The organism is Agrobacterium sp. 16-2014-1-2a (assembly GCF_053522705.1).
On sequence record NZ_JBNWBX010000002.1, the window covers coordinates 214,268 to 237,738 of the forward strand.

Annotated in this window: 21 protein-coding genes and 1 tRNA gene; 11 read left to right on the forward strand and 11 right to left on the reverse strand. The window is 58.5% G+C overall.

Features of this window, described 5'->3' with window-relative positions; all coding sequences use genetic code 11:
- Nucleotides 1–22 precede the first annotated feature (22 nt).
- Nucleotides 23–99, reverse strand: a tRNA-Arg gene (locus ACQZ45_RS09890).
- A 522-nt stretch (nucleotides 100–621) separates the two neighbouring features.
- Between ACQZ45_RS09890 and ACQZ45_RS09895 the strand changes: the two genes are divergently transcribed.
- Both ACQZ45_RS09895 and ACQZ45_RS09900 read left to right on the forward strand, forming a co-directional pair.
- Nucleotides 622–1,128, forward strand: coding sequence for a MarR family winged helix-turn-helix transcriptional regulator (locus tag ACQZ45_RS09895; RefSeq protein ID WP_003513721.1), 507 nt, complete (start codon nucleotides 622–624; stop codon nucleotides 1,126–1,128).
- A 187-nt stretch (nucleotides 1,129–1,315) separates the two neighbouring features.
- Entirely contained in the window at nucleotides 1,316–1,594 is a 279-nt protein-coding gene (locus tag ACQZ45_RS09900) for a hypothetical protein (RefSeq protein ID WP_111783630.1), read from the forward strand.
- Between the two features lie 35 nt (nucleotides 1,595–1,629).
- Here the strand turns inward: ACQZ45_RS09900 and ACQZ45_RS09905 are convergent, their stop codons facing one another.
- Both ACQZ45_RS09905 and ACQZ45_RS09910 read right to left on the reverse strand, forming a co-directional pair.
- Nucleotides 1,630–2,106 (reverse strand): hypothetical protein, encoded by a 477-nt coding sequence (locus ACQZ45_RS09905; RefSeq protein WP_065687108.1) that lies wholly within the window; start codon nucleotides 2,104–2,106, stop codon nucleotides 1,630–1,632.
- 74 nt (nucleotides 2,107–2,180) lie between these two features.
- Nucleotides 2,181–3,185, reverse strand: coding sequence for a LysR family transcriptional regulator (locus tag ACQZ45_RS09910; RefSeq protein ID WP_003513718.1), 1,005 nt, complete (start codon nucleotides 3,183–3,185; stop codon nucleotides 2,181–2,183).
- A 254-nt stretch (nucleotides 3,186–3,439) separates the two neighbouring features.
- Here ACQZ45_RS09910 and chvE point away from each other — a divergent pair, with 254 nt between their 5' ends.
- The 4 genes from chvE to araD1 all read left to right on the forward strand — a co-directional run bounded on the left by chvE (nucleotide 3,440) and on the right by araD1 (nucleotide 8,438).
- Nucleotides 3,440–4,504, forward strand: a complete 1,065-nt coding sequence (gene chvE / locus ACQZ45_RS09915; protein ID WP_003513717.1) for a sugar ABC transporter substrate-binding protein ChvE — start codon at nucleotides 3,440–3,442, stop codon at nucleotides 4,502–4,504.
- A gap of 90 nt (nucleotides 4,505–4,594) precedes the next feature.
- Nucleotides 4,595–6,133 (forward strand): sugar ABC transporter ATP-binding protein GguA, encoded by a 1,539-nt coding sequence (gene gguA, locus ACQZ45_RS09920; RefSeq protein WP_003513716.1) that lies wholly within the window; start codon nucleotides 4,595–4,597, stop codon nucleotides 6,131–6,133.
- Nucleotides 6,130–7,326 carry a sugar ABC transporter permease GguB gene (gene gguB / locus ACQZ45_RS09925; protein ID WP_003513714.1) on the forward strand — a complete coding sequence of 399 codons (1,197 nt, stop codon included), beginning with the start codon at nucleotides 6,130–6,132 and terminating at the stop codon, nucleotides 7,324–7,326. Before gguA ends, gguB begins: the two co-directional genes overlap by 4 nt.
- A 116-nt stretch (nucleotides 7,327–7,442) precedes the next feature.
- The gene (gene araD1 / locus ACQZ45_RS09930; protein ID WP_065662175.1) at nucleotides 7,443–8,438 is read left to right on the forward strand and encodes a 2-keto-3-deoxy-L-arabinonate dehydratase AraD1; all 996 of its coding nucleotides are present in this window, start codon (nucleotides 7,443–7,445) and stop codon (nucleotides 8,436–8,438) included.
- A gap of 62 nt (nucleotides 8,439–8,500) precedes the next feature.
- Here the strand turns inward: araD1 and ACQZ45_RS09935 are convergent, their stop codons facing one another.
- From ACQZ45_RS09935 to ACQZ45_RS09965, 7 genes are all read right to left on the reverse strand, one after another.
- Entirely contained in the window at nucleotides 8,501–9,133 is a 633-nt protein-coding gene (locus ACQZ45_RS09935) for a histidine phosphatase family protein (protein ID WP_113291730.1), read from the reverse strand.
- A 24-nt stretch (nucleotides 9,134–9,157) separates the two neighbouring features.
- Entirely contained in the window at nucleotides 9,158–9,568 is a 411-nt protein-coding gene (locus ACQZ45_RS09940; RefSeq protein WP_019565146.1) for a VOC family protein, read from the reverse strand.
- Between the two features lie 40 nt (nucleotides 9,569–9,608).
- Complete coding sequence (locus ACQZ45_RS09945; RefSeq protein ID WP_113291731.1) at nucleotides 9,609–10,073, reverse strand: GNAT family N-acetyltransferase; 465 nt, start codon at nucleotides 10,071–10,073, stop codon at nucleotides 9,609–9,611.
- Nucleotides 10,074–10,155: 82 nt separating this feature from the next.
- Nucleotides 10,156–10,752, reverse strand: coding sequence for a class I SAM-dependent methyltransferase (locus ACQZ45_RS09950; protein WP_112959302.1), 597 nt, complete (start codon nucleotides 10,750–10,752; stop codon nucleotides 10,156–10,158).
- A gap of 4 nt (nucleotides 10,753–10,756) precedes the next feature.
- Nucleotides 10,757–11,572, reverse strand: coding sequence for a transglutaminase family protein (locus ACQZ45_RS09955; protein WP_003513702.1), 816 nt, complete (start codon nucleotides 11,570–11,572; stop codon nucleotides 10,757–10,759).
- A gap of 21 nt (nucleotides 11,573–11,593) precedes the next feature.
- Nucleotides 11,594–12,535 carry an alpha-E domain-containing protein gene (locus tag ACQZ45_RS09960; RefSeq protein WP_003513700.1) on the reverse strand — a complete coding sequence of 314 codons (942 nt, stop codon included), beginning with the start codon at nucleotides 12,533–12,535 and terminating at the stop codon, nucleotides 11,594–11,596.
- Between the two features lie 3 nt (nucleotides 12,536–12,538).
- On the reverse strand, nucleotides 12,539–13,948 hold the full coding sequence (locus ACQZ45_RS09965) for a circularly permuted type 2 ATP-grasp protein (RefSeq protein WP_003513699.1): 1,410 nt from the start codon (nucleotides 13,946–13,948) through the stop codon (nucleotides 12,539–12,541).
- A gap of 483 nt (nucleotides 13,949–14,431) precedes the next feature.
- On the opposite strand from ACQZ45_RS09965, the gene ACQZ45_RS09970 reads away from it, so the two are divergent.
- The 4 genes from ACQZ45_RS09970 to ACQZ45_RS09985 all read left to right on the forward strand — a co-directional run bounded on the left by ACQZ45_RS09970 (nucleotide 14,432) and on the right by ACQZ45_RS09985 (nucleotide 17,727).
- Nucleotides 14,432–15,328 (forward strand): DMT family transporter, encoded by an 897-nt coding sequence (locus ACQZ45_RS09970; RefSeq protein WP_003513697.1) that lies wholly within the window; start codon nucleotides 14,432–14,434, stop codon nucleotides 15,326–15,328.
- Between the two features lie 78 nt (nucleotides 15,329–15,406).
- On the forward strand, nucleotides 15,407–16,024 hold the full coding sequence (locus ACQZ45_RS09975; RefSeq protein ID WP_003513696.1) for a L,D-transpeptidase: 618 nt from the start codon (nucleotides 15,407–15,409) through the stop codon (nucleotides 16,022–16,024).
- Nucleotides 16,025–16,259: 235 nt separating this feature from the next.
- Complete coding sequence (locus tag ACQZ45_RS09980; RefSeq protein ID WP_019565150.1) at nucleotides 16,260–16,655, forward strand: DoxX family protein; 396 nt, start codon at nucleotides 16,260–16,262, stop codon at nucleotides 16,653–16,655.
- A 163-nt stretch (nucleotides 16,656–16,818) separates the two neighbouring features.
- Complete coding sequence (locus ACQZ45_RS09985) at nucleotides 16,819–17,727, forward strand: DMT family transporter (protein ID WP_003513692.1); 909 nt, start codon at nucleotides 16,819–16,821, stop codon at nucleotides 17,725–17,727.
- Between the two features lie 91 nt (nucleotides 17,728–17,818).
- On the opposite strand, the gene ACQZ45_RS09990 is transcribed toward ACQZ45_RS09985, so the two are convergent.
- The gene (locus ACQZ45_RS09990; protein ID WP_003513690.1) at nucleotides 17,819–19,297 is read right to left on the reverse strand and encodes a DEAD/DEAH box helicase; all 1,479 of its coding nucleotides are present in this window, start codon (nucleotides 19,295–19,297) and stop codon (nucleotides 17,819–17,821) included.
- Between the two features lie 465 nt (nucleotides 19,298–19,762).
- Here ACQZ45_RS09990 and ACQZ45_RS09995 point away from each other — a divergent pair, with 465 nt between their 5' ends.
- Nucleotides 19,763–23,461 (forward strand): response regulator, encoded by a 3,699-nt coding sequence (locus tag ACQZ45_RS09995; protein WP_448742240.1) that lies wholly within the window; start codon nucleotides 19,763–19,765, stop codon nucleotides 23,459–23,461.
- Nucleotides 23,462–23,471 lie beyond the last annotated feature (10 nt).

The window sequence follows — 23,471 nt, forward strand, 5'->3', positions numbered from 1 at the left end:
TTTGCGCGTTAAATGCGTAAAATGGCGCACCCGACAGGATTCGAACCTGTGACCTTTGGAATCGGAATCCAACACTCTATCCAGCTGAGCTACGGGTGCAGCGGTCACGCTTGAATCGCGTGCAGCGGTTGGTTCATACCCCAGCTTTCTTTCCGCATCAATGTCTAAAAATCAAAGATTTACGAAATGGGGCCTGTTTTCCGGTGAGGGGGAGAGCGTGGGTTGCTGCGAGGGCTGCTGTCTGCATGTTTGCGATAGCAGGGCGGTATGTTGTTTGCGGTATTGCGTTTCTTCCTGATAAGGCGTTTCCCTTTTAAGTAGTATTTTACGGCCGCATCCAGCGGCTGTTCTGGCACTTTTGTACACAGGCGGGTTGATTGTCGTATTGCCTTTCAGACAAGGCGGGGGAGGCGGTATTTGACCCTAAAAATCGGTGGGTAAATAATCATACTTTTCTTTTGCGCCCGATGGTGATTACGAGACAGGGGTTGTCGCAATGGGTATTAACTGTCAAATTATTATACAATATTAGTATCATCTACATTTATTTGGGATACAGTTTAGTCCTGTTGTCGGTTATCATTCCGGCAGGGTTAAGGAACGAATCAGGCGGGGGATCGGATGGCTTTGCAATTGGCACATAGCAACGGGCCACGGGCGGAAAAGGCCGAAAGCGGCGGCACGCAGGCGGAACATTTAAACGCTATCGACTATGGATTGTTGACGACCGCGATCGGTTATCATTTGAGGCACTCGCAACTTGCCGTGGCAAACGGCTTTTCCGACGTGCTGGCGGAGATGGGATTGCGGCCGGCTGATTTTTCCGTTCTCGTCATCGTCGGCGGCAATCCGGGCCTCAAGCAGAGCGATGTGGCCGAGGCACTTGGCATACAGCGTGCCAATTTCGTCGCGATCGTCGATAGCATGGAAAGCAAGGGATTGCTTGTCCGCCGCAGGTCGGAAGAGGACAGGCGCGTTCATTTCCTCGACATGACGGATGAGGGCAGCAGCCTTCTTGAGCGCCTTTCCGATGCATGGCGTGACCGCGAGGAAAAGCTGATCGACCGGATCGGCGGCAAAAAAGCCCGTGACCAGCTGCTGGCCCTGCTTGGACGCCTGCGGGACTGAGCGGTATCGGTCAAGCCGGTCGGCAATCCCCTGCCTCTCCCTTTCACGAGGGTCTGATTGGTAGGGGGTCGATTTGCGTTGCAATTTTCATGCGAAACGGCCAAGACGCCTTGGACGTGCCAACGCCTTTCGCGCGCGTCATGCCGCAACTGCGCAATGTTCTGGAGAGGCCCGAAACGGGAACGCCATGCTGATTATCGATACGAGCCATCCGCTTTATCGCCGCTTGTGGGTCAGATTGCTCATCGTCGGCTTTTGCGCCGCCTGGTCCGTCATCGAATTCGTCAATCGCGAATTTTTCTGGGGAACGGTTGTCGGCGGCGTGGCGGTCTATGCGGCCTATGAGTTGTTGCTGAAGTTCAAGCCCGCCAGCGAGGAGAACGCTGCAGGCAAGGCTGACGCAGCCAGGGACGATTCAGACGAACCAGTGGAAAGCGCACCCACGGATAGAAACGACGCCGGCTGAGGCGAGCTTTCCGGGCGTAAAACCGCTACCTGCCTCTATTGGAAATGTTCACGGGTTCGCAGCATCCGGATCGCCTGGTCAATCAGGAGATTTGCCGCTGTCATGCGCAGCGTCGCATTGTGCCGGAATTCCGGTCTCACTCCGTCGGGATGATTGAGCCTTGCGAAGGCGCGGCGCTTTTCCGCAAGCGTTGCGGCGGTGTCGGTTTCATGGATGGCCAGTTCTGCTGAAACATCCGCGAGCGAGGTCTTTTCGAGATGGGCCGGGATAGGTTCGGGTTGGGGTTCCGGCTGGGGCTCGGCAAGCGCAACGGGCTCCGGCAGAAAGGCCAGATAGGCGTCGAGACTGGCGTTTCCCGGTTGCGGTGCATCCGGATAGGTATCCACGACGAAGCCAGAGCTGAAACCCACAATACGATGACCGGCGGGCGGCGTCGGCTCGGCGCTTTCGTCTTCTTTTTCCTGTCTCAGTCTTTCAACGACCGACTCGAAGACGGATTGTCCGAAAAGCATGCGGCTATTCCCTGGGCAGGTCCCGATAAATCCGGCCTCTATATACAACGAAGTTGGCGTCTGGCTTGCCTTCCTCAAAAGCCCGTCAGTTTGCGGCTTTCATCCAGAACCAGATCGTAGAGAAGCCGGGCGCTGGGCGGCAAAACGCGGCCTTTGGTGGTGATGATGCTGTATGGCTTGACGACAAGCTCGAAATCCGTCGGCAGGATGCGGGTGCGGCCGATATCGGCCTGCTGGCCGGCCACGAACTCGGCCATGTCCTGCGCGATTGGCGCAATTGCATCCGTGTTGCAGATAAGGGCAAGCGTCAGCACCACGGATGGCGTGTTGATGACGTTACGCGGCATGGCGACGCCGTGAGTGAGGAACACGTCTTCCATCGTTCTGCGCAAAAGCGCGCCGGGCGGCTGGAAGACCCAGTCGTAACCGGACAGATCCTGCAATGTCACGGGTTCGCCGTGGAGCAGGGGGTGGCCCTCGCGAACCACCAGGCAGGCGCGCTCGATGCCAATTTCATGGATGGAGAACAGGCCGGGGTCGAAATCATCGGGGATGCGGCCGATGATGAAATCGTGACGTGCGGCCAGAAGTTCCCGCGCCAGCACGTTGCTACTTTCCACCTGCACGTTGATCTCGATACCGGGATAGGTGTCCATCGCCCGTCTTATGGCGGGCACGACCAGGCTGATTGCCGGTGCGGTGACGGCGCCGATATAAACCGATCCGCCGCTGCCGGATTTCATCTGGTTGAGTTCGCGGCTCGCCTCACGCAGCTCCAGCAATATGGTGCGGGCGCGCCGCGCCAGCGCCTCGCCGAACTTGGTCAGCACCACACCGCGCGACGCTCTCTGACAGAGCGGGCTTTTGACGATTGCTTCCATTTCCGAGAGCATGCGCGATGCCGCCGGCTGCGTCATGTTCATGGCGGCGGCGGCAGCGCTGACCTGCCCGTGCTCCTCGATCATGACCAGCATGCGCAGGTGGCTCATCTTCAAGCCGGCGCGCAGCAAAGGGTTGTCTTCGAAGACGAAGAGCGCATCCGCTGTTTGCGTCTGCTCATACACTTTTTGGTTGCTCATTCGCCGGTTTATACCCCTCAATGGTTATTGTATCGATTTAATATATCATAATTGATATACGTAAACTGATTTATTCTATTTGACAGTTATATGGATTCAGAACAATTTGCGGAATGCCGGGGAGGAGCGGCATCTGTTCCATTTCGCAGTTGCGAGATCGGAACGGGCGCAATGCGGCTTCTTCCTCTGATGGCATGAATTTTATGGTGCAACGCAACAAGCGGGTACCAAAGAGGGTTCAAGGGAGAGAGTTAATGAAGTCCATTATTTCGCTGATGGCGGCTTGTGCCATCGGTGCTGCTTCCTTTGCAGCGCCGGCTTTCGCGCAGGACAAGGGTTCTGTCGGTATCGCCATGCCGACCAAGTCTTCCGCGCGCTGGATCGATGACGGCAACAATATCGTCAAGCAGCTGCAGGAAGCCGGTTACACGACCGATCTGCAATACGCCGACGACGATATTCCGAATCAGCTTTCCCAGATCGAAAACATGGTCACCAAGGGCGTTAAGGTCCTCGTGATTGCTTCGATCGACGGCACGACCCTGTCGGACGTTCTGAAGCAGGCTGGTCAGCAGGGCATCAAGGTCATCGCTTATGACCGTCTCATCCGCAACAGCGGCGACGTCAGCTACTACGCCACTTTCGACAACTTCCAGGTTGGCGTTCTGCAGGCAACTTCGATCGTCGACAAGCTTGGCCTGAAGGACGGCAAGGGCCCGTTCAACATCGAGCTGTTCGGCGGTTCTCCTGACGACAACAACGCCTTCTTCTTCTACGATGGCGCGATGTCGGTTCTGAAGCCTTACATCGACAGCGGCAAGCTGGTCGTAAAGTCGGGCCAGATGGGCATGGACAAGGTCGGTACGCTGCGTTGGGATCCGGCAACGGCCCAGGCTCGCATGGATAACCTCCTGTCGGCTTATTACACGGACGCAAAGGTTGACGCTGTTCTGTCGCCCTATGACGGTCTGTCCATCGGCATCATCTCCTCGCTGAAGGGCGTTGGTTATGGCACGAAGGACCAGCCGCTGCCGGTCGTTTCCGGTCAGGACGCTGAAGTTCCGTCGGTCAAGTCGATCATTGCTGGCGAACAGTATTCGACCATCTTCAAGGACACTCGCGAACTCGCGAAGGTTACTGTTGGCATGGTCAACGCCGTTCTGCAGGGCAAAGAGCCTGAGGTGAACGACACCAAGACCTATGAAAATGGCGTCAAGGTTGTTCCGTCCTACCTGCTCAAGCCGGTTGCCGTGACCAAGGACAACTACAAGCAGGTTCTCGTCGACGGTGGTTACTACACCGCAGATCAGCTGAAATAAGCCTGCAACACATGCGGGGATGGCTTGGCGCCGTCCCCGTTTTTCCATAAAAATAAAAACGCCTGAATTAATCGGGCGCTGGATTGCGATATGGCCAATACCATTCTCGAAATGCGGAACATCACCAAGACGTTTCCGGGCGTAAAAGCGCTTGAGAACGTCAACCTTAAGGTAAAGGAAGGTGAGATCCACGCGCTCGTTGGCGAGAACGGCGCTGGAAAGTCGACCTTGATGAAGGTCCTTTCCGGTGTTTATCCCGCTGGCACCTATGAGGGCGAGATCCACTATGAAGGTGCTGTGCGAAATTTTCGCGCCATCAACGACAGCGAAGATATTGGTATCATCATCATTCACCAGGAGCTTGCGCTTGTGCCGCTCCTGTCGATTGCCGAAAATATTTTCCTTGGCAACGAGGTCGCTTCGGGCGGCGTGATCAACTGGCAGCAGACCTTCAACCGTACCCGCGAACTTCTGAAGAAGGTGGGCCTGAAGGAATCACCGGAGACGCTGATTACGGATATCGGCGTCGGCAAGCAGCAGCTGGTCGAAATCGCCAAGGCGTTGTCGAAGAGCGTGAAGCTTCTCATCCTTGATGAGCCGACCGCCTCTCTCAACGAGAGCGATTCCGAGGCTCTGCTCAACCTTTTGATCGAGTTCCGCAAGCAGGGCATGACGTCGATCATCATCACCCACAAGCTCAACGAAGTGCGCAAGGTGGCCGACCAGATCACCGTGCTGCGCGACGGCATGACGGTGAAGACGCTCGACTGTCATCAGGAAGAAATCAGCGAGGACGTCATCATTCGCAACATGGTGGGACGCGATCTAGAAGATCGTTATCCGCCGCGTGACGTGCCGATCGGCGAGACCATTCTCGAAGTGAAGAACTGGAACGCCTATCACCAGCAGCACCGCGACCGGAAGGTCCTGCACGACATCAACGTCACCGTGCGCAAAGGCGAAGTCGTCGGCATTGCCGGGCTGATGGGGGCAGGGCGCACGGAATTCGCCATGAGCGTGTTCGGCAAGTCCTACGGCCACAAGATCACCGGCGACGTTCTGATCGACGGCAAGCCCGTGGATGTCAGCACCGTTCGCAAGGCAATCGATGCCGGTCTTGCCTATGTGACCGAAGACCGCAAACATCTCGGTCTGGTGCTCAACGACAACATTCTGCACAACACCACGCTTGCCAATCTGGCCGGCGTGTCGAAGGCCAGCGTCATCGACGACATCAAGGAAATGAAGGTGGCGAGCGATTTCCGCACACGCCTTCGCATCCGCTCTTCAGGCATCTTTCAGGAAACGGTCAATCTTTCGGGCGGCAACCAGCAGAAGGTCGTGCTTTCCAAGTGGCTCTTCTCCAATCCTGATGTCCTGATCCTCGACGAGCCGACACGCGGTATCGACGTTGGCGCCAAATACGAAATCTACACCATCATCAACCAGCTCGCTGCCGACGGCAAAGGCGTTCTGATGATCTCATCGGAAATGCCTGAATTGCTCGGCAATTGCGACCGCATCTACGTCATGAACGAAGGCCGCATCGTCGCTGAATTGCCGAAGGGAGAGGCGAGCCAGGAAAGCATCATGCGCGCTATCATGCGCTCAGGGGAGAAGAACTCATGAGTTCGGCAAACACCACAAACGAAGAAAGCAACGTCATCTCGGTCGGGTCGTATATTCGCTCCAATATCCGCGAATACGGCATGCTGATCGCGCTCGTCGCTATCATGGTTTTCTTCCAGTTCTATACCGGCGGCATTCTGTTCCGGCCCGTGAACCTGACCAACCTCATCCTGCAGAACTCGTTCATCGTCATCATGGCGCTTGGCATGCTGCTGGTCATCGTGGCCGGACATATCGACCTTTCGGTCGGTTCCATCGTCGCCTTCGTCGGCGCGATTGCGGCCATATTGACCGTGCAGTGGGGCATGAACCCGTTTCTCGCGGCGCTGATTTGTCTTGTCATCGGCGGCATCATCGGTGCTGCCCAGGGTTACTGGATCGCCTATCATCGCATCCCGTCGTTCATCGTGACGCTGGCGGGCATGCTTGTGTTCCGCGGCCTCACGCTTTTTGTGCTCGGCGGCAAGAACATCGGCCCGTTCCCGACGGATTTCCAGATCATCAGCACCGGCTTCCTGCCTGATATCGGTGGCATCGAAGGTCTGAACACGACGTCGATGATCCTGACATTGGTGATTACGGTCGTGCTGTTCTATCTGGCGTGGCGCCGTCGCGTGGTGAACGTGAAGCACGGCATCGACGTGGAGCCGTTCGGTTTCTTCATTGTGCAGAACCTGCTCATCTCAGGCGCTATTCTGTTCCTTGGCTACCAGCTGTCCACCTATCGTGGCCTGCCGAACGTCCTGATCGTGATGCTGGTTCTGATTGCGCTTTACAGCTTCGTGACGCGCCGCACGACCATTGGCCGCCGCGTTTACGCCATGGGCGGCAACGAGAAGGCGACCAAGCTTTCCGGTATCAACACCGAACGCCTGAGCTTCCTAACCTTCGTCAACATGGGCGTACTGGCCGGTCTGGCCGGCATGATCATCGCGACACGCCTCAACTCGGCAACGCCGAAGGCAGGCGTTGGCTTCGAGCTTGATGTGATCGCGGCCTGCTTCATTGGCGGTGCTTCGGCCTCCGGCGGCGTTGGCAAGATCACCGGTGCTGTTATCGGTGCCTTCATCATGGGCGTCATGAACAACGGCATGTCGATCGTCGGCCTCGGCATCGACTTCCAGCAGATGGTCAAGGGCCTCGTGCTGCTCGCTGCCGTGTTCTTCGACGTCTACAACAAGAACAAGGGCTGATTGCCCAGCCAATATAGCAAGTCAAAAAAAGTGGCCGGTTTCCGGCCACTTTCATAAGGTGAAGGCGCAACGCGCCGAAGAAGATAAGGCGCGTTGCGCCGCAGGAAGGAAATCCCGTGCTCATTTCACAGATCAAGGATGCCAGTGGCAAAATCACCGTCGCCGTTCGCGAAGAAGGCGGACAGGCGCACGCCGTCAACGGCGCTCAATCGGTTTACGCGCTGGCCATGGAAGCTGCCAATAGTGGCAAGAGCCTTGCCGATGTTGTGTCCGCCCATGGTCTCGGCGATGCCGTCGATCTTGAAAAGGCTTACGCTGAAGGTCGCTTTCTGCCGCCGATCACCCATCCCGATCCGGCGCATCTGCATCTGACAGGCACGGGCCTGACCCATCTCGGCTCTGCTGCTACCCGCGACAGCATGCACAAGAAGACCACGGAAGCCGCCGAGGAAAGCCTGACGGATTCCATGAAGATGTTCCGCATGGGTCTGGAAAATGGCAAGCCGAAGGCTGGCGAAAAGGGCGTTCAACCCGAGTGGTTCTACAAGGGCAACGGCTATGTCGCAGCGGCACCCGGTGCTGCTCTCACCTCTCCGTCCTTCGCGCTTGATGGCGGCGAAGAGCCGGAAATGGCCGGCATCTACGTGATCTCCGACAAGGGCGAACCCGTGCGCATCGGCTTTGCCGTGTCGAACGAATTTTCCGACCACGTCACCGAGCGGATCAACTATCTCTACCTCGCCCATTCCAAGTTGCGCCCGGCAAGCTTCGGCCCGGAAATCCGCGTCGGCGCTGCACCGTCGGATATTCGCGGCACCTCGCGCATCCGTCGTGGCGACAAGGTCATTTTCGAAAAGCCGTTTGTTTCGGGTGAGGACAACATGTCCCACACCTTCGCGAACCTCGAATATCACCACTTCAAATACGGCCTGTTCCGCGCACCTGGTGACGTCCATGTGCACATGTTCGGCACCGCGACGCTCTCTTTTGCGGAGGGCATCAAGCCGGAAGCGGGTGACGTGTTTGAGATCGAGGCCGCCGGTTTCGGCTTGCCGCTGAGGAACCCGCTTGCGGTTAATGCGGAAGAAGAAATCACGGTTCGGCAGATCTGATCTACCGGGGCTGCACGTTAAACGGTTGAGGGAGGGGGTCGCTCAGCGTCCCCCTCTCGACGTCATCCCCGGCTTGTCTTCAGGTGGGACACATCCGCCAAAGCGATAACGCCGCGGTTTTGCCAGTAATCGTCTTGTCTTAGGTGCGTAATGCTGCCGGAAGACGCGGGAAAGCTGACATAACCGACGCTTTCGATCGGCATTTTGATCCATGCCGCGATGACGAAGGTAAGAGCGAAGCCATGGGTAACGATGATCTGCGTGGGGCAAGGACGCGATATAATCGTGTCCACGGCGCGGTACACTCTTTCGGCCAACTCTCGTCTCGTTTCGCCATCAGCAATTCCGCCGCGATGATCCATCCGGTCGTGATGGGGGGCCGGTATCTGACGGGCGTCGAGCCATTGCTGCGGCATACCACCCGCCGAACCGTAGCTGATTTCCCGCAGGCCATCCGTGGTTTCAAAAGGGGACTTGAGGTGTTCAGCAATGATTGCCGCAGTCTGGGAGGCCCGCAGAAGATCGGAACTGAAGATTTCGACTGATGCGTTGCCGATCAAGGCCACAAGTTTCTCGGCCGTCGCCTGCGCATCGGCTTTTCCCTTGGGTGTCAGTTCGGTATCATACCAGCCACCAACCTTGTTCTCGACATGATGGACGGACTGGGTGTGCGTGACGACAAAAATGTTCTTCATAGTGTTCTTCCGGGTATCTGGGGCTTACTCGAACCCCCACAGCCTGCCTTCGCCCACCTCCACGGAATTGCCGGCCGGGTCGCGGATGTAGACGGAATAGCTGTCGTTCGGCCAGCGGTGATAGTGTTCGATGGGAATTCCAAGCTCCTCGAAGCGGGCTTTCCAGTCGTCCACTTCCGACTTGTCTTTCGCATAAAAACAGAAATGGCCTTGTCCGGTGGCGCCGTGGCGCGGGATCGGATTGTCGGGGGTGGCCGTGCGCGATTGTTGCGGATCGAAGACCAGCAGCATCTGGCGGCCACATTTGAAGAACACGAACTGGCCCGGCAGCCTGCGCACCACCTCCAGCCCGAAGACATCGCGATAAAAGGCCTCGGCGGCGTCGAGATCGTTGGCGTAGATCGCCGTTTCCATAAGGGCGGCTGGCGGTTTCATGGTTCCTCCCCGATGTCTGGCAACGGATATAGCGGACAGTCTATGTTTTCGTGCTGTAGGTCAGCACCGTCAGGTCGTGCTTGCCAACACCACGTTCCAGAACGGTCCAGCCGCAGTTCGTATAATAGGTTTCGAGACGGCGCTGGCAGCACAGGTAGCTGATGTCGTGACCAAGTTCGGCGGCCCGTTGTGTTGCGGCCTGCATCAGCGCCCGGGCGACACCTGAGCGTCTGCTGTTTTCCTCCACCCAGAGTGCGGCAACCCATGGCAGATATTGTGGCCGCTCCTCCAGATCGCAGTGGATAAGGAAGGCGGAGCCGACGTAACCCTTGTCGCCATGGGCGACGAAGCCGGTCGGCAGGGCATGGGGGTTCACCATATCCTTCAGATGTTCAGCCACATCGCCGACCTGGAGGCCACTATCCTGCCACCATGCCGTCCAGACCCGTTCCGCAATGATGGGTCCATGGGACTGGCAGTCGCGATAGTCGGAAATACTGTACAAAAAGCCCTCTCCCTGATCGGTTGCTGCGGCGATTTAACCGGTCACGGCGGGCTTTCGCAACCCACAGGTTGTTGAAAGCGGATCAGGGTTTCGTTGCCGTCACATGCAGCCAGTCGGTTGGCAGCTTGTCGTAACCGCTGCCGTGCCGTGCTTCTATTTCCACCCCTGCCCAGGCGAAATGCCCGTACAGGTCCTCAAGCCAGGTTTTCGAAGGATAGTTGTAATAGCGGCCGAACGTGTCGCGGCCTTCCGCTTCTCCGGCCTTGAAGCTGGCGTAGAAAACGCCGCCCTGTTTCAGCGCCGTATGGATGCGGCGGATGATGCCGGAAAGAGCGGGGCGGGGGACATGCAACAGGCAGGCATTGGCCCACACGCCGTCATAAGTCTCCACGTCGCAGATATCTTCGAACAGCAATGTTGCGACGGGAATGCCGAGCCGCGTTTCGGCCGCTTTGGCGATTTCGGGTGTGCCGTCCGTCGGGCGCACGTCGAAGCCTGCAGCGAGCATGAATTCACTGTCCTGCCCGCCACCGCACCCCAGTTCGAGGATGGTCGCGCCTTTGGGCAGGCGCGACAGGAATTTTTCCAGATGGGGAAGGTCCGCCGTCTGCCCTCTCGACGTATAGACTTCGGCATTATCCGTATAAAAGCCGATCGTTTCGTCGTCTCTGCCGGCCATTGTCTCAGCTTTGCGATTGGCTCTGCGATTGCTGCACGGTCACCGAAACGTTCAGTGTTTCGCCGGCTGGGCCGATCCGCATGCCCGATATCGGCGCGCAGTCGCGGTAGCAGAGGCCAAGGGCAATGCGCACGTAGCGATCGTCAGGGCAGATATTGTTGGCGGCGTCAAAGCCAACCCAGCCGAGCCCCTGCAGATGCACCTCGGCCCAGGCATGGGTTGCCGTCTGCTCCGCCACGTCTTCCATCATCAGATAACCGGAAACATAGCGGGCGGGCAGGCCCATCAGCCGGGCGGCGGAAATGAGGATATGGGCATGGTCCTGGCAGACGCCCTTGCCGGCTTCGAGTGCCAGTTCGGCGGTGGTTTCGGTGTCGGTCGAACCCGGCACATATTCCACCTTGCTGTTGATCTTCTCCATCAGGTCGTGCAGGCGCTCTAGCTCGCTGTTGCCGGTGCTGGCCTTCGCCAGTTCGCGCACGAGTTTGCCAGGCTTCGTCAGCGGCGTCTCGCGCAGGAACAGCCATAGCGGCGCACTGCCGGTATGGGGGCCGACCATGCCGGCCCTGTCTTCGGTTATGACGAGGCCACCAGCCACGACCTTGACCCTGCGTTGCGGGCCTTCGGTCTCGACCAGTGCGACACGGTTGCCGAAATGGTCGTCATAGCTCACTTCGACGGTGGCGCCGTCGACCGATACATCCCAGTCCTCCACCGTCTGGCACGGGCCGGTCTGTGGCGTCAGGCGCAGCCGCTGCAATGCATAAGGCATCGGCTCGTCATAGACATATTCGGTCGTATGGGTGATTTTCAGACGCATAAGCTGTCCCCGTCCACGCGCTTACAGATAAAAGCGGTAGCCTTCCATGATTTCCTGCCCCAGCTGCCCGTTCCGGTTGACAAATCTCTCCAGAAACTCGTGCAGGCCTTCATCCATGACGCGATCGATCGTCGTCTTGCGCAGACTGTCGCGAATGCTTTCCGCCGTTTCATGCGCCTTGTGCTTTTCACCGTAATCCTCAGCTATGTAATTGAGGTTGCTGGTGATCTTCTCATAGCAATAGGCGAGCGAGCGCGGCATGCGGCCGTTGAGAATGAGGAAGTCGGCAATGTTGGCGGGCTTGTATTCCGCATCATAGACCCAACCATAGGAGCGGTGCGCCGAGACCGAGCGCAGGATGGATTCCCATTGGGCATTGTCCAGCGAGGAGCCGACATGCGCCACGGCCGGCAGCAGCACGTAATATTTTACGTCGAGAATGCGGGCGGTGTTGTCGGCGCGCTCGATGAAGGTGCCGATGCGGGAGAAATTATAGAGATCGTTGCGCAGCATCGAGCCGTGGAAGGCGCCGCGCACCAGACCGGCGCGATGCTTGATGACATCGATGGTCTGCGGCAGTTCGGCATGGCTGAGCTTGCGGCCGAGGATGTTCTTCAGCTCGATCCAGAATTCGTTGGTAGCTTCCCATGTCTCGCGCGTCAGCGCGGTGCGCACCATGCGGGCATTGTTGCGGCCTGCCTCGATGCAGGACATGACGCTCGAAGGGTTTGCCTTGTCCCGCAGGAGATAATCGATCGCGTTGGCCGCGGTCACCTTCTCGCGCGTTTCGAGAAAGGCTTCGTGCACGCCGGCACTCTGCAACACGCCGTCCCAGTCCTCATCGCCGCTGCCGCTGCGCGTCAGGGAAACGCGCAGGCCCGCATCGATAAGCCGGGCGATGTTTTCAGCGCGCTCAATATACCGGAACATCCAGTAGAGCCCGTTTGCCGTTCTGCCCAGCATGGCTTAGTCCTCCAGTACCCATGTATCCTTGGTGCCGCCGCCCTGGCTGGAATTGACCACCAGCGAGCCCTGCTTGAGGGCAACACGGGTCAGTCCGCCGGGAATGATCTTCACCTTGTCTGAAACCAGCACATAAGGACGCAGATCGACATGGCGCGGCGCGATGCCGTTTTTCACCATGATCGGCACGGTGGAAAGCGACAGCGTGGGCTGCGCGATGTAATTGGAGGGGCGGGCTTTCAGCTTTTCGGCAAAAAGCGCCCGTTCCTTTTTCGACGCGGTGGGGCCGACCAGCATGCCGTAACCGCCCGAACCGTGAACTTCCTTGACGACCAGTTCCGCAAGGTTGTCGAGAACGTATTTCAGGCTGTCCGGCTCCGAACAGCGCCATGTCGGCACGTTTTCCAGAAGCGGCTTGCGGCCGGTGTAGAACTCGACGATCTCAGGCATGTAGGAATAGATTGCCTTGTCGTCGGAAATGCCGGTGCCCGGCGCATTGGCGATGGTGATGTTGCCGGCGCGGTAGACATCCATGATGCCGGGTACGCCGAGCGCCGAATCCGGCCGGAAGGTGAGCGGATCAAGGAAGTCGTCGTCGACGCGGCGGTAAAGCACGTCGATGGCCTCGTAGCCACGGGTAGTGCGCATCTTGACCTTGCCGTCCATGACGCGCAGGTCGGACCCTTCCACCAGCTCCACGCCCATCATGTCGGCCAGGAAGGAATGTTCGTAATAGGCGGAATTGTAGATGCCAGGGGTCAGCACCGCGACGCGCGGCTTGCCGGTGCAGCCTGGGGGTGCAAGCGAGGCGAGCGATTGGCGCAGCTGATAGGGGTAGTCCTCCACCCGCTGCACCCGGTTTTCATGGAAGAGTTCCGGGAACATCTGCATCATCGTTTCACGGTTTTCCAGCATGTAGCTGACACCTGAAGGCGTGCGTGCGTTGTCTTCCAGAACATAGAACTGGTCTTCGCCTGTGCGGACGATATCCGTGCCGACAATGTGGGTATAAACGCCGCCGGGTGGCGTGAAACCGATCATTTCCGGGAGGAATGCGACGTTCTTCTCAATAATTTCGCGTGGAATTCGCCCGGCGCGAATGATTTCCTGCTTGTGGTAGATATCGTCGAGGAAAGCGTTGAGAGCGAGAACGCGCTGTTCGATACCCTGGGCCAGTTTGCGCCACTCGCGCCCGGAAATGATGCGCGGAATGATATCGAAGGGGATCAGTTTTTCTGAACTGTCGGCGTGGCCGTAGACTGCGAAAGTAATACCGGTTTTTCGAAAGATGTTTTCCGCGTCTTTAGACTTCTGGATCAGGTGTGCCCTGTCCTGCCGGCTGTACCACTCGTTATAGTTTTCATATGGGCTTCGCGGCGCGTTGTCCGCATTTATCATTTCGTCAAATGCCAACTTCGATGTCCCCTTTTTTGCCATATGAATACAACGACAAATGCAATGCAAGAACTATGCGGAGGCCTCCGTGAAGATTTTTTACCGCCCTAGAGTTTTAAAAAAGAAGCGTTTTTTCGCTTTCAGCCTATAAATGCGGCATTGGCAAATTGGTTGCAGGGCAAGGTGGGGTGGAACGGGGTGGTGGCACTGTGTGCGCCGTGGGCGAATGCACAAATTTTGTTCGTTCGCTTTCGGTTGATGGGTTTTGGGTGTGGCATCAGAAAATCTGAAAGATGCGATCACCAAAACACTTTTGACCTTTTGCGGGGATGGGGATACCGGCTAGCTTGGACGGCTGTGTTTCGCCAAGGGGTGCGCGCCGAGATCCGGCCGGGTAGTTCACCGGTTGCTTCAAGTCGTAAAAATGTCAATTCGCCGCATGCCTTATGTCCCGGGCCCATGTCCGGTTGCGGGGCATCACGCGGCACAGGGGAAGTTCCCATGTCGCTCGACCGTCTGGCTCCGGCCATCTTCGTCTTTCTCTGGTCGACCGGCTGGGTCACCGCGAAATATGCCGTTTATTATACTGGTCCGCTGACCTTCCTCTGTCTGCGTTACCTGTTGGCGGGTGCGATATTGTGGGCGATCTGCCGGTTTTCCTCCATTCAATGGCCTGAACGGCGCATCGATGTTTTCCGGGCAATCTTGTCCGGCGTGTTCCTGCACGGCCTTTACCTTGGCATGATCTGGTGGGCGATAGGGCAGGGCGTGCCGGCGGCGATCGGCGGCATTATTGCCGGTTTGCAGCCATTGATGACGGCGGTTGCCGCCCGTTACATGATCGGCGAAAAGATCTCTCCGGTGCAGCGTGCCGGCTTGCTTCTCGGCTTTGTCGGCATTGCCATCGCCGTGCTGCCGAAGGTCATGGCGTCAGGCGCGCTCGGCCTTTCCGTGCCGCTTTATGCCGTGGCGGTGAATGTGCTGGGCATGACGTCCGTGACCTATGGCACCCTTTACCAGAAGAAATACGTCCATGGCGGAAACATCATGGCGGTCGCCACGCTGCAATATGTCGGCGCCCTCATCGTCACCGTTCCCTTCGCGCTGTTGCTGGAGGATGGTCATGTGGACTGGAGCCTCGGGCTTGCCGCCACGCTCGTCTGGTCGGTGGGCGCGATCTCCATCGGTGCGGTGGCCCTGCTGCTCTATCTCATCCGGCGCGGGCAGGTCTCGCGCGCTGCCTCGCTGATCTATCTCGTGCCGCCGCTTGCCGCCGTGGAAGCGGCCCTGCTTTTCGGGGAAACGCTGACGCCGGCCATGATTGCCGGCACGGTCCTGGCGGTAACGGGGGTTTATCTGGCCAACCGCCGGCCTGCAGCGCCGGTTGAGGCACGTTAATTCCTACAACCTCATATTAGAGATTTGTTAACCATAAAATTATACCTCTCGTTAATCTAGAGATTTGGCGGGGGTTACATGTCTATTTCACGTCGTGGTGTTCTGTTCGGATTGCCGCTGTTGCTGGCCGGCTGCGCAAGTTCCGGCATCGGGCAGCAAAGGCTTAATTATGCGGCGAAGCCGGACGAGAAGTTTCCGCTTCCGGAAATGCATCTCGACAAGGTGAAGCCCGAGCTGCGCCGGCAGGAAGTGGCATACGATACCGCGCATCCGGCTGGAACGGTGATTGTGGATACGCCCGCGCGGCGTCTTTACTACGTACTGGGCGATGGACGGGCAATGCGTTACGGCGTCGGCGTCGGTCGCCAGGGGCTTGCGCTGAAGGGCGACGCCTATATCGGCCGGAAGTCGGAATGGCCTTCCTGGACGCCGACCGCAAACATGATGCGCCGTGATCCGCGCAATCTGAAATACGCCGGCGGCATGGAGGGGGGCCCGAACAACCCGCTCGGCGCACGGGCGCTCTACCTCTATCGCGGCGGCAACGACACCATGTTCCGTCTGCACGGCACCAACCAGCCGCAATCCATCGGCCACGCCATGTCAAGCGGCTGTATCCGGATGCTGAACCACGACATCATCGATCTTTACAGCCGCGTGCCGGTTGGCTCCAGGGTCGTGGTGTTGCAGGCCTGACGGAGAGGCGGATTTTTCCGCCTTTGCCACTCGAAAAAATGCCTGTATCCTTGGGTTGATTTTTTCCACATGAGTCCAGTTTTATGGTGGAAAATCAACCATGTGTAGAATGACTCCCTTTATGTATTTAAGGGAGTTCTGCTATATCGGAAATGTGATTTTCGGTGTTCGAGACGTGTATCCATAAAGGCATGATTGCGCTGTATCGAGCGTCGCACCACTTCAACGGGGACACATGAACATGGCAATTTTAGACAATCTCTCCCGCTACCGCCCGCAGGCACTCGGGGCGCTGCGCATCATGACGGCGCTGCTTTTCATTTCGCATGGAACGCAGAAGCTGTTCGGTTTCCCGGCATCGCAGATGGACGGCTCCCTGCCGACGATGCTGCTGGTGGCGGCGCTTCTGGAAGCCGTTGGCGGCATTCTCGTGCTGGTCGGCCTTTTCACGCGTCCGGTTGCCTTCATCCTGTCCGGCCAGATGGCTGTTGCCTATTTCATTGCGCACGGGCCTAAGAGCTTCTTCCCCGCGCTCAATGGGGGCGACGCCGCGATCCTGTTCTGCTTCATCTTCCTTTATCTCGTGTTTGCCGGTCCGGGCGCTTTCTCGGTGGATGAACGCCGGGCCTGATCGGCCGCTGCAATCACCGGTCTGTCATTGAAGCCCCGCATGGCTGGTACCGTGCGGGGCTTCATGCTTTTGAAGCGGTGGAAACTTCGGCCGTCACCGAAGCATAGATGCTTGTTTTCGGGTTAGGAACGGTTCATCCTGAACGCAGTTGGAAAATTGATCCGTGACCAGTCAAAACCCTATCGCCCGCGAATTGCTGCTGCTTGCCCTGTTGTCCACTCTGTGGGCAGCATCCTACACTTTCATCAAGATCGGGGTGGAGACCATACCACCGCTGACCTTCATTGCCGCAAGAACCCTGATTGCCGGTCTGTTGCTGCTGGCGGTCATTCGCCTGCGCGGGCTGCGGTTGCCGCGGGATTTCGCGACATGGCGGCTCTTCTTCGTTCAGGCCTGCATCAACAGCGTGTTGCCTTTCACGCTGATCGCGTGGGCGGAGCAGAGCATCGATGCCGGTCTCGCCGTCATCCTCAATGCGACGACGCCGATCTTCACCTTTCTTCTCACCGCGCTGATCATCCGGCATGAACAGGTCAGCGGGCGCAAGCTGTTCGGCACCGTTGCGGGCATGACAGGTGTCTGTCTCATCATCGGTCTGGATGCGTTGAACGGGGCGGGTGAGGCGCTGTGGAGCCAGATTGCCGTGCTGACTGCAGCCTTTTCCTACGCCTGTGCCGCCATCTTCAGCAAAAACTTCAGGGGTCTCGATCCCGCTATGCCTGCCGCCGGCTCGCTGATCTGCGGCGCCGTGCTTCTGCTGCCGGTGAGCGTGATCGTTGACCGGCCCTGGACATTGTCGCCATCTCCGGCGTCGCTCACCGCACTTGTGTGCCTCAGCGTCTTTTCAACCGCGCTCGCCTTCATGGTCTATTTCCGGCTGATGCAGACGCTCGGTTCGGTCGGTACCACGTCGCAGGCGTATTTGCGGGTTCCGATCGGTGTCGCCATTGGCATGGTGTTTCTTGGAGAAGTGCCGACGCCTGCAATGTGGGTGGGTCTTGTCTGCGTGATTGCCGGGGTGCTGGCCATGACCCTGCCGTCGCGGCGCAGGTCTTTGGCGCAGGGCGGTTGAGAGCAAAAAGAAAACCCCGCAAGCCTGCGCTTGCGGGGTTTGAAGGTAAACACGCGATACCGGGGAATCGGCTCGCGCAGAGTTAAGTTACTTAGCGGTTACGGCCGCGATTGCCGTTTCCGTTGCCGGAAGCGCGCTTTTCCTGACCGTTGCCGCCAGCAGGAGCGTGACGGTTGCCACCGCTGCCGCCGGGCTTGCGGGCAGGGCGGCGCTGCTTGCGAGGGCCGGCCGGGCGACCTGCGTCACCTTCCGCCGTCTTCACGCGCTTGAAGTCTGACGTGACTTCCAGATCATTGTCCGCATCACGCGGGGCGTGGTGACGCGAGGGACGGGGCTCGCCATTGTGGCGTCCGCCTTCGCGGGGTCCACGCGGCTGGCCGCCATTGTTGTTGCGACCACGGTTGTTGTTGTTCGGGCGCGTCGGGCTGGCAAGACCGGCCGGACGTTCACCGGATGCAACCGGGATATCGATCTTCATCAGCTTTTCGATATCGTGCAGCAGACGTGTTTCGTCCGGTGCGCAGAACGCGATGGCAATGCCGTCGCGGCCGGCACGGGCGGTACGGCCGATGCGGTGGACATAGGCGTCGGGCACTTCCGGCAGGTCATAGTTGAAGACGTGCGTCACGGCCGGAATATCGATGCCGCGGGCAGCGACGTCGGTTGCGACCAGAACCTTGATCTCACCGTCCTTGAAGCCCTTCAGTGCCCGCTCGCGCTGGCCCTGGCTCTTGTTGCCGTGGATGGAAGCGACCTTGAAGCCGATATGTTCCAGATGCTTGTAGAGCTTTTCCGCGCCGTGCTTGGTGCGCAGGAAAACGATCGAGCGGCCATCCGGGTTTTCGTTGAGCGACTTCTTCAGAAGGTCGGTCTTGTCGTTCTTGCCGGCGACGAAATGCACGTACTGCTCGACCTTGTCGGCGGCCTTGCCCGGAGGTGTTACCTCGACCTTGATCGGGTCCGTCAGGAAGTTGCTGGCAAGCTCGGAAATCGCCTTCGGCATCGTTGCCGAAAACAGCAGGGTCTGGCGCTTGGCCGGAACCATCTTGGAAATCTTGCGCAGATCGTGAATGAAGCCCAGATCGAGCATCTGGTCGGCTTCATCAAGCACCAGATAGGTGACCTTGGAAAGCGAGATCGCGTTGCGGGCGATGAGGTCCAGCAGGCGACCGGGTGTCGCCACCAGGACGTCCGTGCCTTTTTCGAGCTGAAGCTGCTGCTTGTTGATCGACGCGCCGCCGACAACCTGGTTGATGCGCAGCGGCGTCTTCTTCACGAAGGAGCGCAGGTTTTCGCCGATCTGGTTCACCAGTTCGCGGGTCGGTGCAAGGATGAGGGTGCGGGTGGTGCGGTTTGCCGGGCGGTCGGCTTGCTTCATCAGCATTTCGATGATGGGCAGGCCGAATGCTGCCGTCTTGCCCGTGCCGGTCTGTGCGAGGCCGATGAGATCACGGCCTTCAAGCAGCAGCGGAATGGCCTTTGCCTGAATGGGGGTGGGGGTTGTGTAGCCGAGCTGGGTAACGCTGGCCACAATCTTTTCAGAGAGGCCGAGTTCGCTAAAACTGGTCAATAGTAATGCCTTTCGGGGCGCCAAAAACCAATCGTCCGGAGCAGTTGCTGCTGTCCGGCGGTTTCGGCGTCAAGAACCCCGCGTGAATTGGGAACTTGTGGGTTGGAATAACTTTCTGCGCATCAGTGCGGCAAAACGCCGTCTTCTGTATTCGTTGCGCTTTTCCTTCATGCGGGCCAAGTCATCTTGGTCATGTGCTGCAGCTCACGCGGCTGCCGAAGGTGAAAGCTTGACCGGCATGTGGGCGTTTTATGGCGTAAAGTCAAGCAATAGTTTTGTAACGCTGCCGTCTCGCGGCGCATGGCTGCCATGCAGAAGGCAGGCTGGCGATTACCGGCGCGGCGCGGAGGCTCGCGAATAATTATGGTTAAAAAAGGGTAAAGCGACCATTCCGCACATAGCAAATAGCGGTTTTCTCACATAACGTTTTTGCAACGACGTCTGGAAATATTTGATTCGACAAGGATGGAACTGCACGGTGTGGAGTATCGCTTGACCCAAGGATGCGGGTTGCTAGAAAAAGCTTACGGGGCAATCGCCGCCCTGGATTTGCCCGCGTGCATCAAGGACAGCGAGCTTCGCTACCTCATGGTCAATGCAGCCTATGGCCGGGTCATGGGGCGTCCGCCCGCCGCGTTCACGGGCCACACGAGCCTTGCCCTTTCCGCCGATATTCGCGATGCCGAGCGTGAGGACAGGGAGCGCCGCTCGCTGGTCTTTGCCACGGACGAAGTGATTTCATGCCATGGTGCAGCGTCTTCAGGGCCTTACAAGCTGCGTTGCGAACGTTTCACCGGCGATGACGGCAGTCTGTTCCTGTTTGAGGTGTTCGAAGAGGCGCCCTCTGTCGTGAAGGGTGTTTCGGACGGCGGCAGCGCCGACCTGCTGTTCGACAGCGGCGTTATCGACCTCATCGATGCCGGCATCGTGATTTATGACCGTGAAAACCGGCTCGTCTATTGCAATGCGCGTTTTGTGGAATTCTACAGTGATTTCAACCTCCAGCTAAAGCCGGGCACCCGGCTTGAGACGCTGATGGAGGCGGTCTATTTCTCGAGCGGCTACCGCAGCGTGAAATCGGACGATCCGGATTACCAGGCATGGCTGCAGAAGCAGTTGCGGGATTTTTCCCTGCCCTATCTCGAAAGGGTGGAGCAGTTTGCCGATGGCCGCTGGGTGCGTATGGTCAACAAGCGGCTGGAAAACGGCATGCTGGTGGGGCTTCGCGTCGATGTGACGGAGTTCAAGGCGCATGAGACCCTGCTTAGCAAGCAGATCCGCGAGACCTGGCTGCTACGCGCCGCGCTTGAGCAATTGCCCGTGGGCGTGTTCCTGCGGGACCAGGACAGGCGGCTGACCTTTGCCAATGCGGCCTTTGAGAAATTCCGGGGCGGCAGCCTCGCCGACTATTTGGGCAAGACCGAATGCGAGATGTTTCCGGAGGAGGGCGCAGAGTTCCAGCGGGAAAACGAGCATATCCTGCGAACCGGAGAGGCGATTGAAAAGACGGGAACCATTCCGCTTTCGGATGGCGGCGCCGTTCCGGTCATAACCCGGCTCGGCCGGGTCACGACGCCCGATGACGAATATTATCTGGTGGGTTCAGTCACCGATGTCAGCCTGCTGAAGGAGCGGGAAAATGCGCTGATCGCGGCGCAGGCGCAGGCCGAAGCGCTGCATCGCCAGTTCGAAACGGTTCTTCATGCCCTGCCGGTTGGCGTACTGCTCCTCAACGCGGATCTCGTCATCGAATATGTCAATCCGTGCTTCGAGACGTTATGGGGCGAAATCGGCGGCGAGAAGTCGCTTGTCGGCAAAAGCTATCGCGAATTCATGGAGGCGAATTTCGAAAGCGGCCTTTATGACTATGGCGATATACCCTTCGAGGAGCTCTACAACCAGCGCGCAGAACGGCTGCTCAACGACAAGGTCTTCACGCCGCGCGAGGTGCGCAGCAAAAGCGGCAAGGTCACCGTCATTTCCAAGACCCGCCTCGACGGCGGAAAAATCCTCAGCACCTATGCCGATGTGACCGACGTGCGCATGCGCGACGCCGAGATCAGTGAGGCAAAGGCCGAGCTTGAGCGTGTCGGCGAATATATGCAGGGTGCCACGCGCGCCATGGCGCAGGGGCTGGTGCTGGTCGAGCAGGGAACCATCATCATGTCCAACGAGGCTGTGGCGCGAATGTTCGATGTGCCGCCGCAGCTGTTGGAAAAGGGCTGCAACTGGTCGGGGTTCTTTGCCCATTGTGCCGGGCGCGGAGATTTTGGCACCAAAGAGGAGGCGGCCGCGACGCTGACCGCCTGGAGAGAGCACATAGCCGCCAACAGGCCGTTCTCCTGGCTGATCCATATTGCCGGAAAGACGTGGCTCAATCTGGAAGCGACCAACAGTTCCGGCAATTACTGGCTCATCATCGTCACCGACGTCACCGAGATGAAGATGCGCGAGGAGGAGTTGCAGCGGCTGCTTTCCCGCGCGGAAGCGGCAGATCGCGCCAAATCTGAATTCCTTGCCAATATGAGCCATGAAATCCGCACGCCGATGAATGGCGTGCTCGGCATGGCGGAACTTCTGGCCAAATCCAATCTGGATACACGCCAGAAAACCTTCACCGATATCATCGTCAAATCCGGCAATGCGCTCCTGACGATCATCAACGACATTCTCGACTTCTCCAAGATCGAGGCCGGGCAGATGAAGCTGCGCAGCGTGCCTTTCGATCCGGCGGAAGCGGTGGAGGATGTGGTTTCCCTCCTGTCCTCAGCGGCGCTGGAAAAGAACATAGAACTTGTCGTCCGGATCGATCCGTCGGTTTTCGGCAAGGTCATGGGGGACGCCGGGCGGTTCCGCCAAGTCGTCACCAATCTTGTTGGAAACGCCGTCAAGTTCACGGAAATGGGGCATGTGCTGATCGAACTTTCGGCGCAGTCGGCGGAAGCGTCGGAGACCATTCTGTCGCTGCGCGTCGAAGATAGCGGCATCGGCATTCCCGCAGACAAGCTCGAAACCATCTTCGACAAATTCAGCCAGGTCGACGGCTCAGCGACGCGGCGGCACGAGGGAACGGGATTGGGACTGGCGATCACGGTCGGTCTTGTCGGTCTTTTCGACGGTACGATCAATGTGGTGAGCGAAGTCGGCAAGGGATCGACCTTCGAGGTCAATATTCCGTTTCACGTTACGGAAAAACGGCGCGACGCTCCGCTTCTTGCCATGGCGATCGAGGATATACGCGTACTCGTCATCGACGATAACGATGTCAATCGCCGCATATTGACGGAGCAGTTGAAGACATGGGGTATCGACGGCCATGCTGTGCAGGACGGGCCATCAGGCATTGCCGTGCTGCAGGAGGCTGCATCCCTCGGTTTTACCATCGACGCCATCATTCTCGATTATCACATGCCTGTTATGAACGGGCTGGATGTGGTCGAGCGGATCAGGGCGGATAGTCGTTTCGACGATATCGCAATCGTGTTCTTGACGTCTATGGATGTCGTAGGTGACGAGAGCCTTTTCACCGATCTCAGCGTGCAGGCGCATCTGATGAAGCCGGCGCGGGCGCGTCTGTTGCGTTCCACCCTGTTCGATGTGGTGCGGGATGTGCGGCAGAAGCGCGCCCGGCAGGATCCGCAGGGGCTGGGCTCAGGTGGCAGCGATGCGCCGGTGCGGCCAGACAATGGCCCCACGGACAAGAAGCGGCGGGTTGTGTCACCTCCGACGATGGTTCCAGACCGACGCCGACCCTGCCTTGTGGATGTGCTGGTGGCCGAGGACAACGACGTCAACCAGATCGTCTTCACCCAGATATTGCAGCAGGCGGGTTTGCGGTTCCTGATCGTCGGCAATGGCAAGAAGGCCGTTCAGGCGTGGGAGGAGCACAATCCCGCCGTCATCCTTATGGATGTGTCGATGCCGGTGATGAACGGGCATCAGGCGACAATGGCAATCCGCTCCGCCGAACAGGCGGCTGCCGACGGCCGGCATGTTCCGATCATCGGCGTTACCGCGCATACACAGGACGCGGACCGCGAGCTCTGCATCGCAGCAGGCATGGATGATTATCTGTCGAAGCCCATCAGCCCCGAAATTCTCGAGGACAAGATCGCGCAATGGCTGGGAGACGCGATGCCACGCCGCGACGTGCCGACCGCCTGACAGTGAAGGC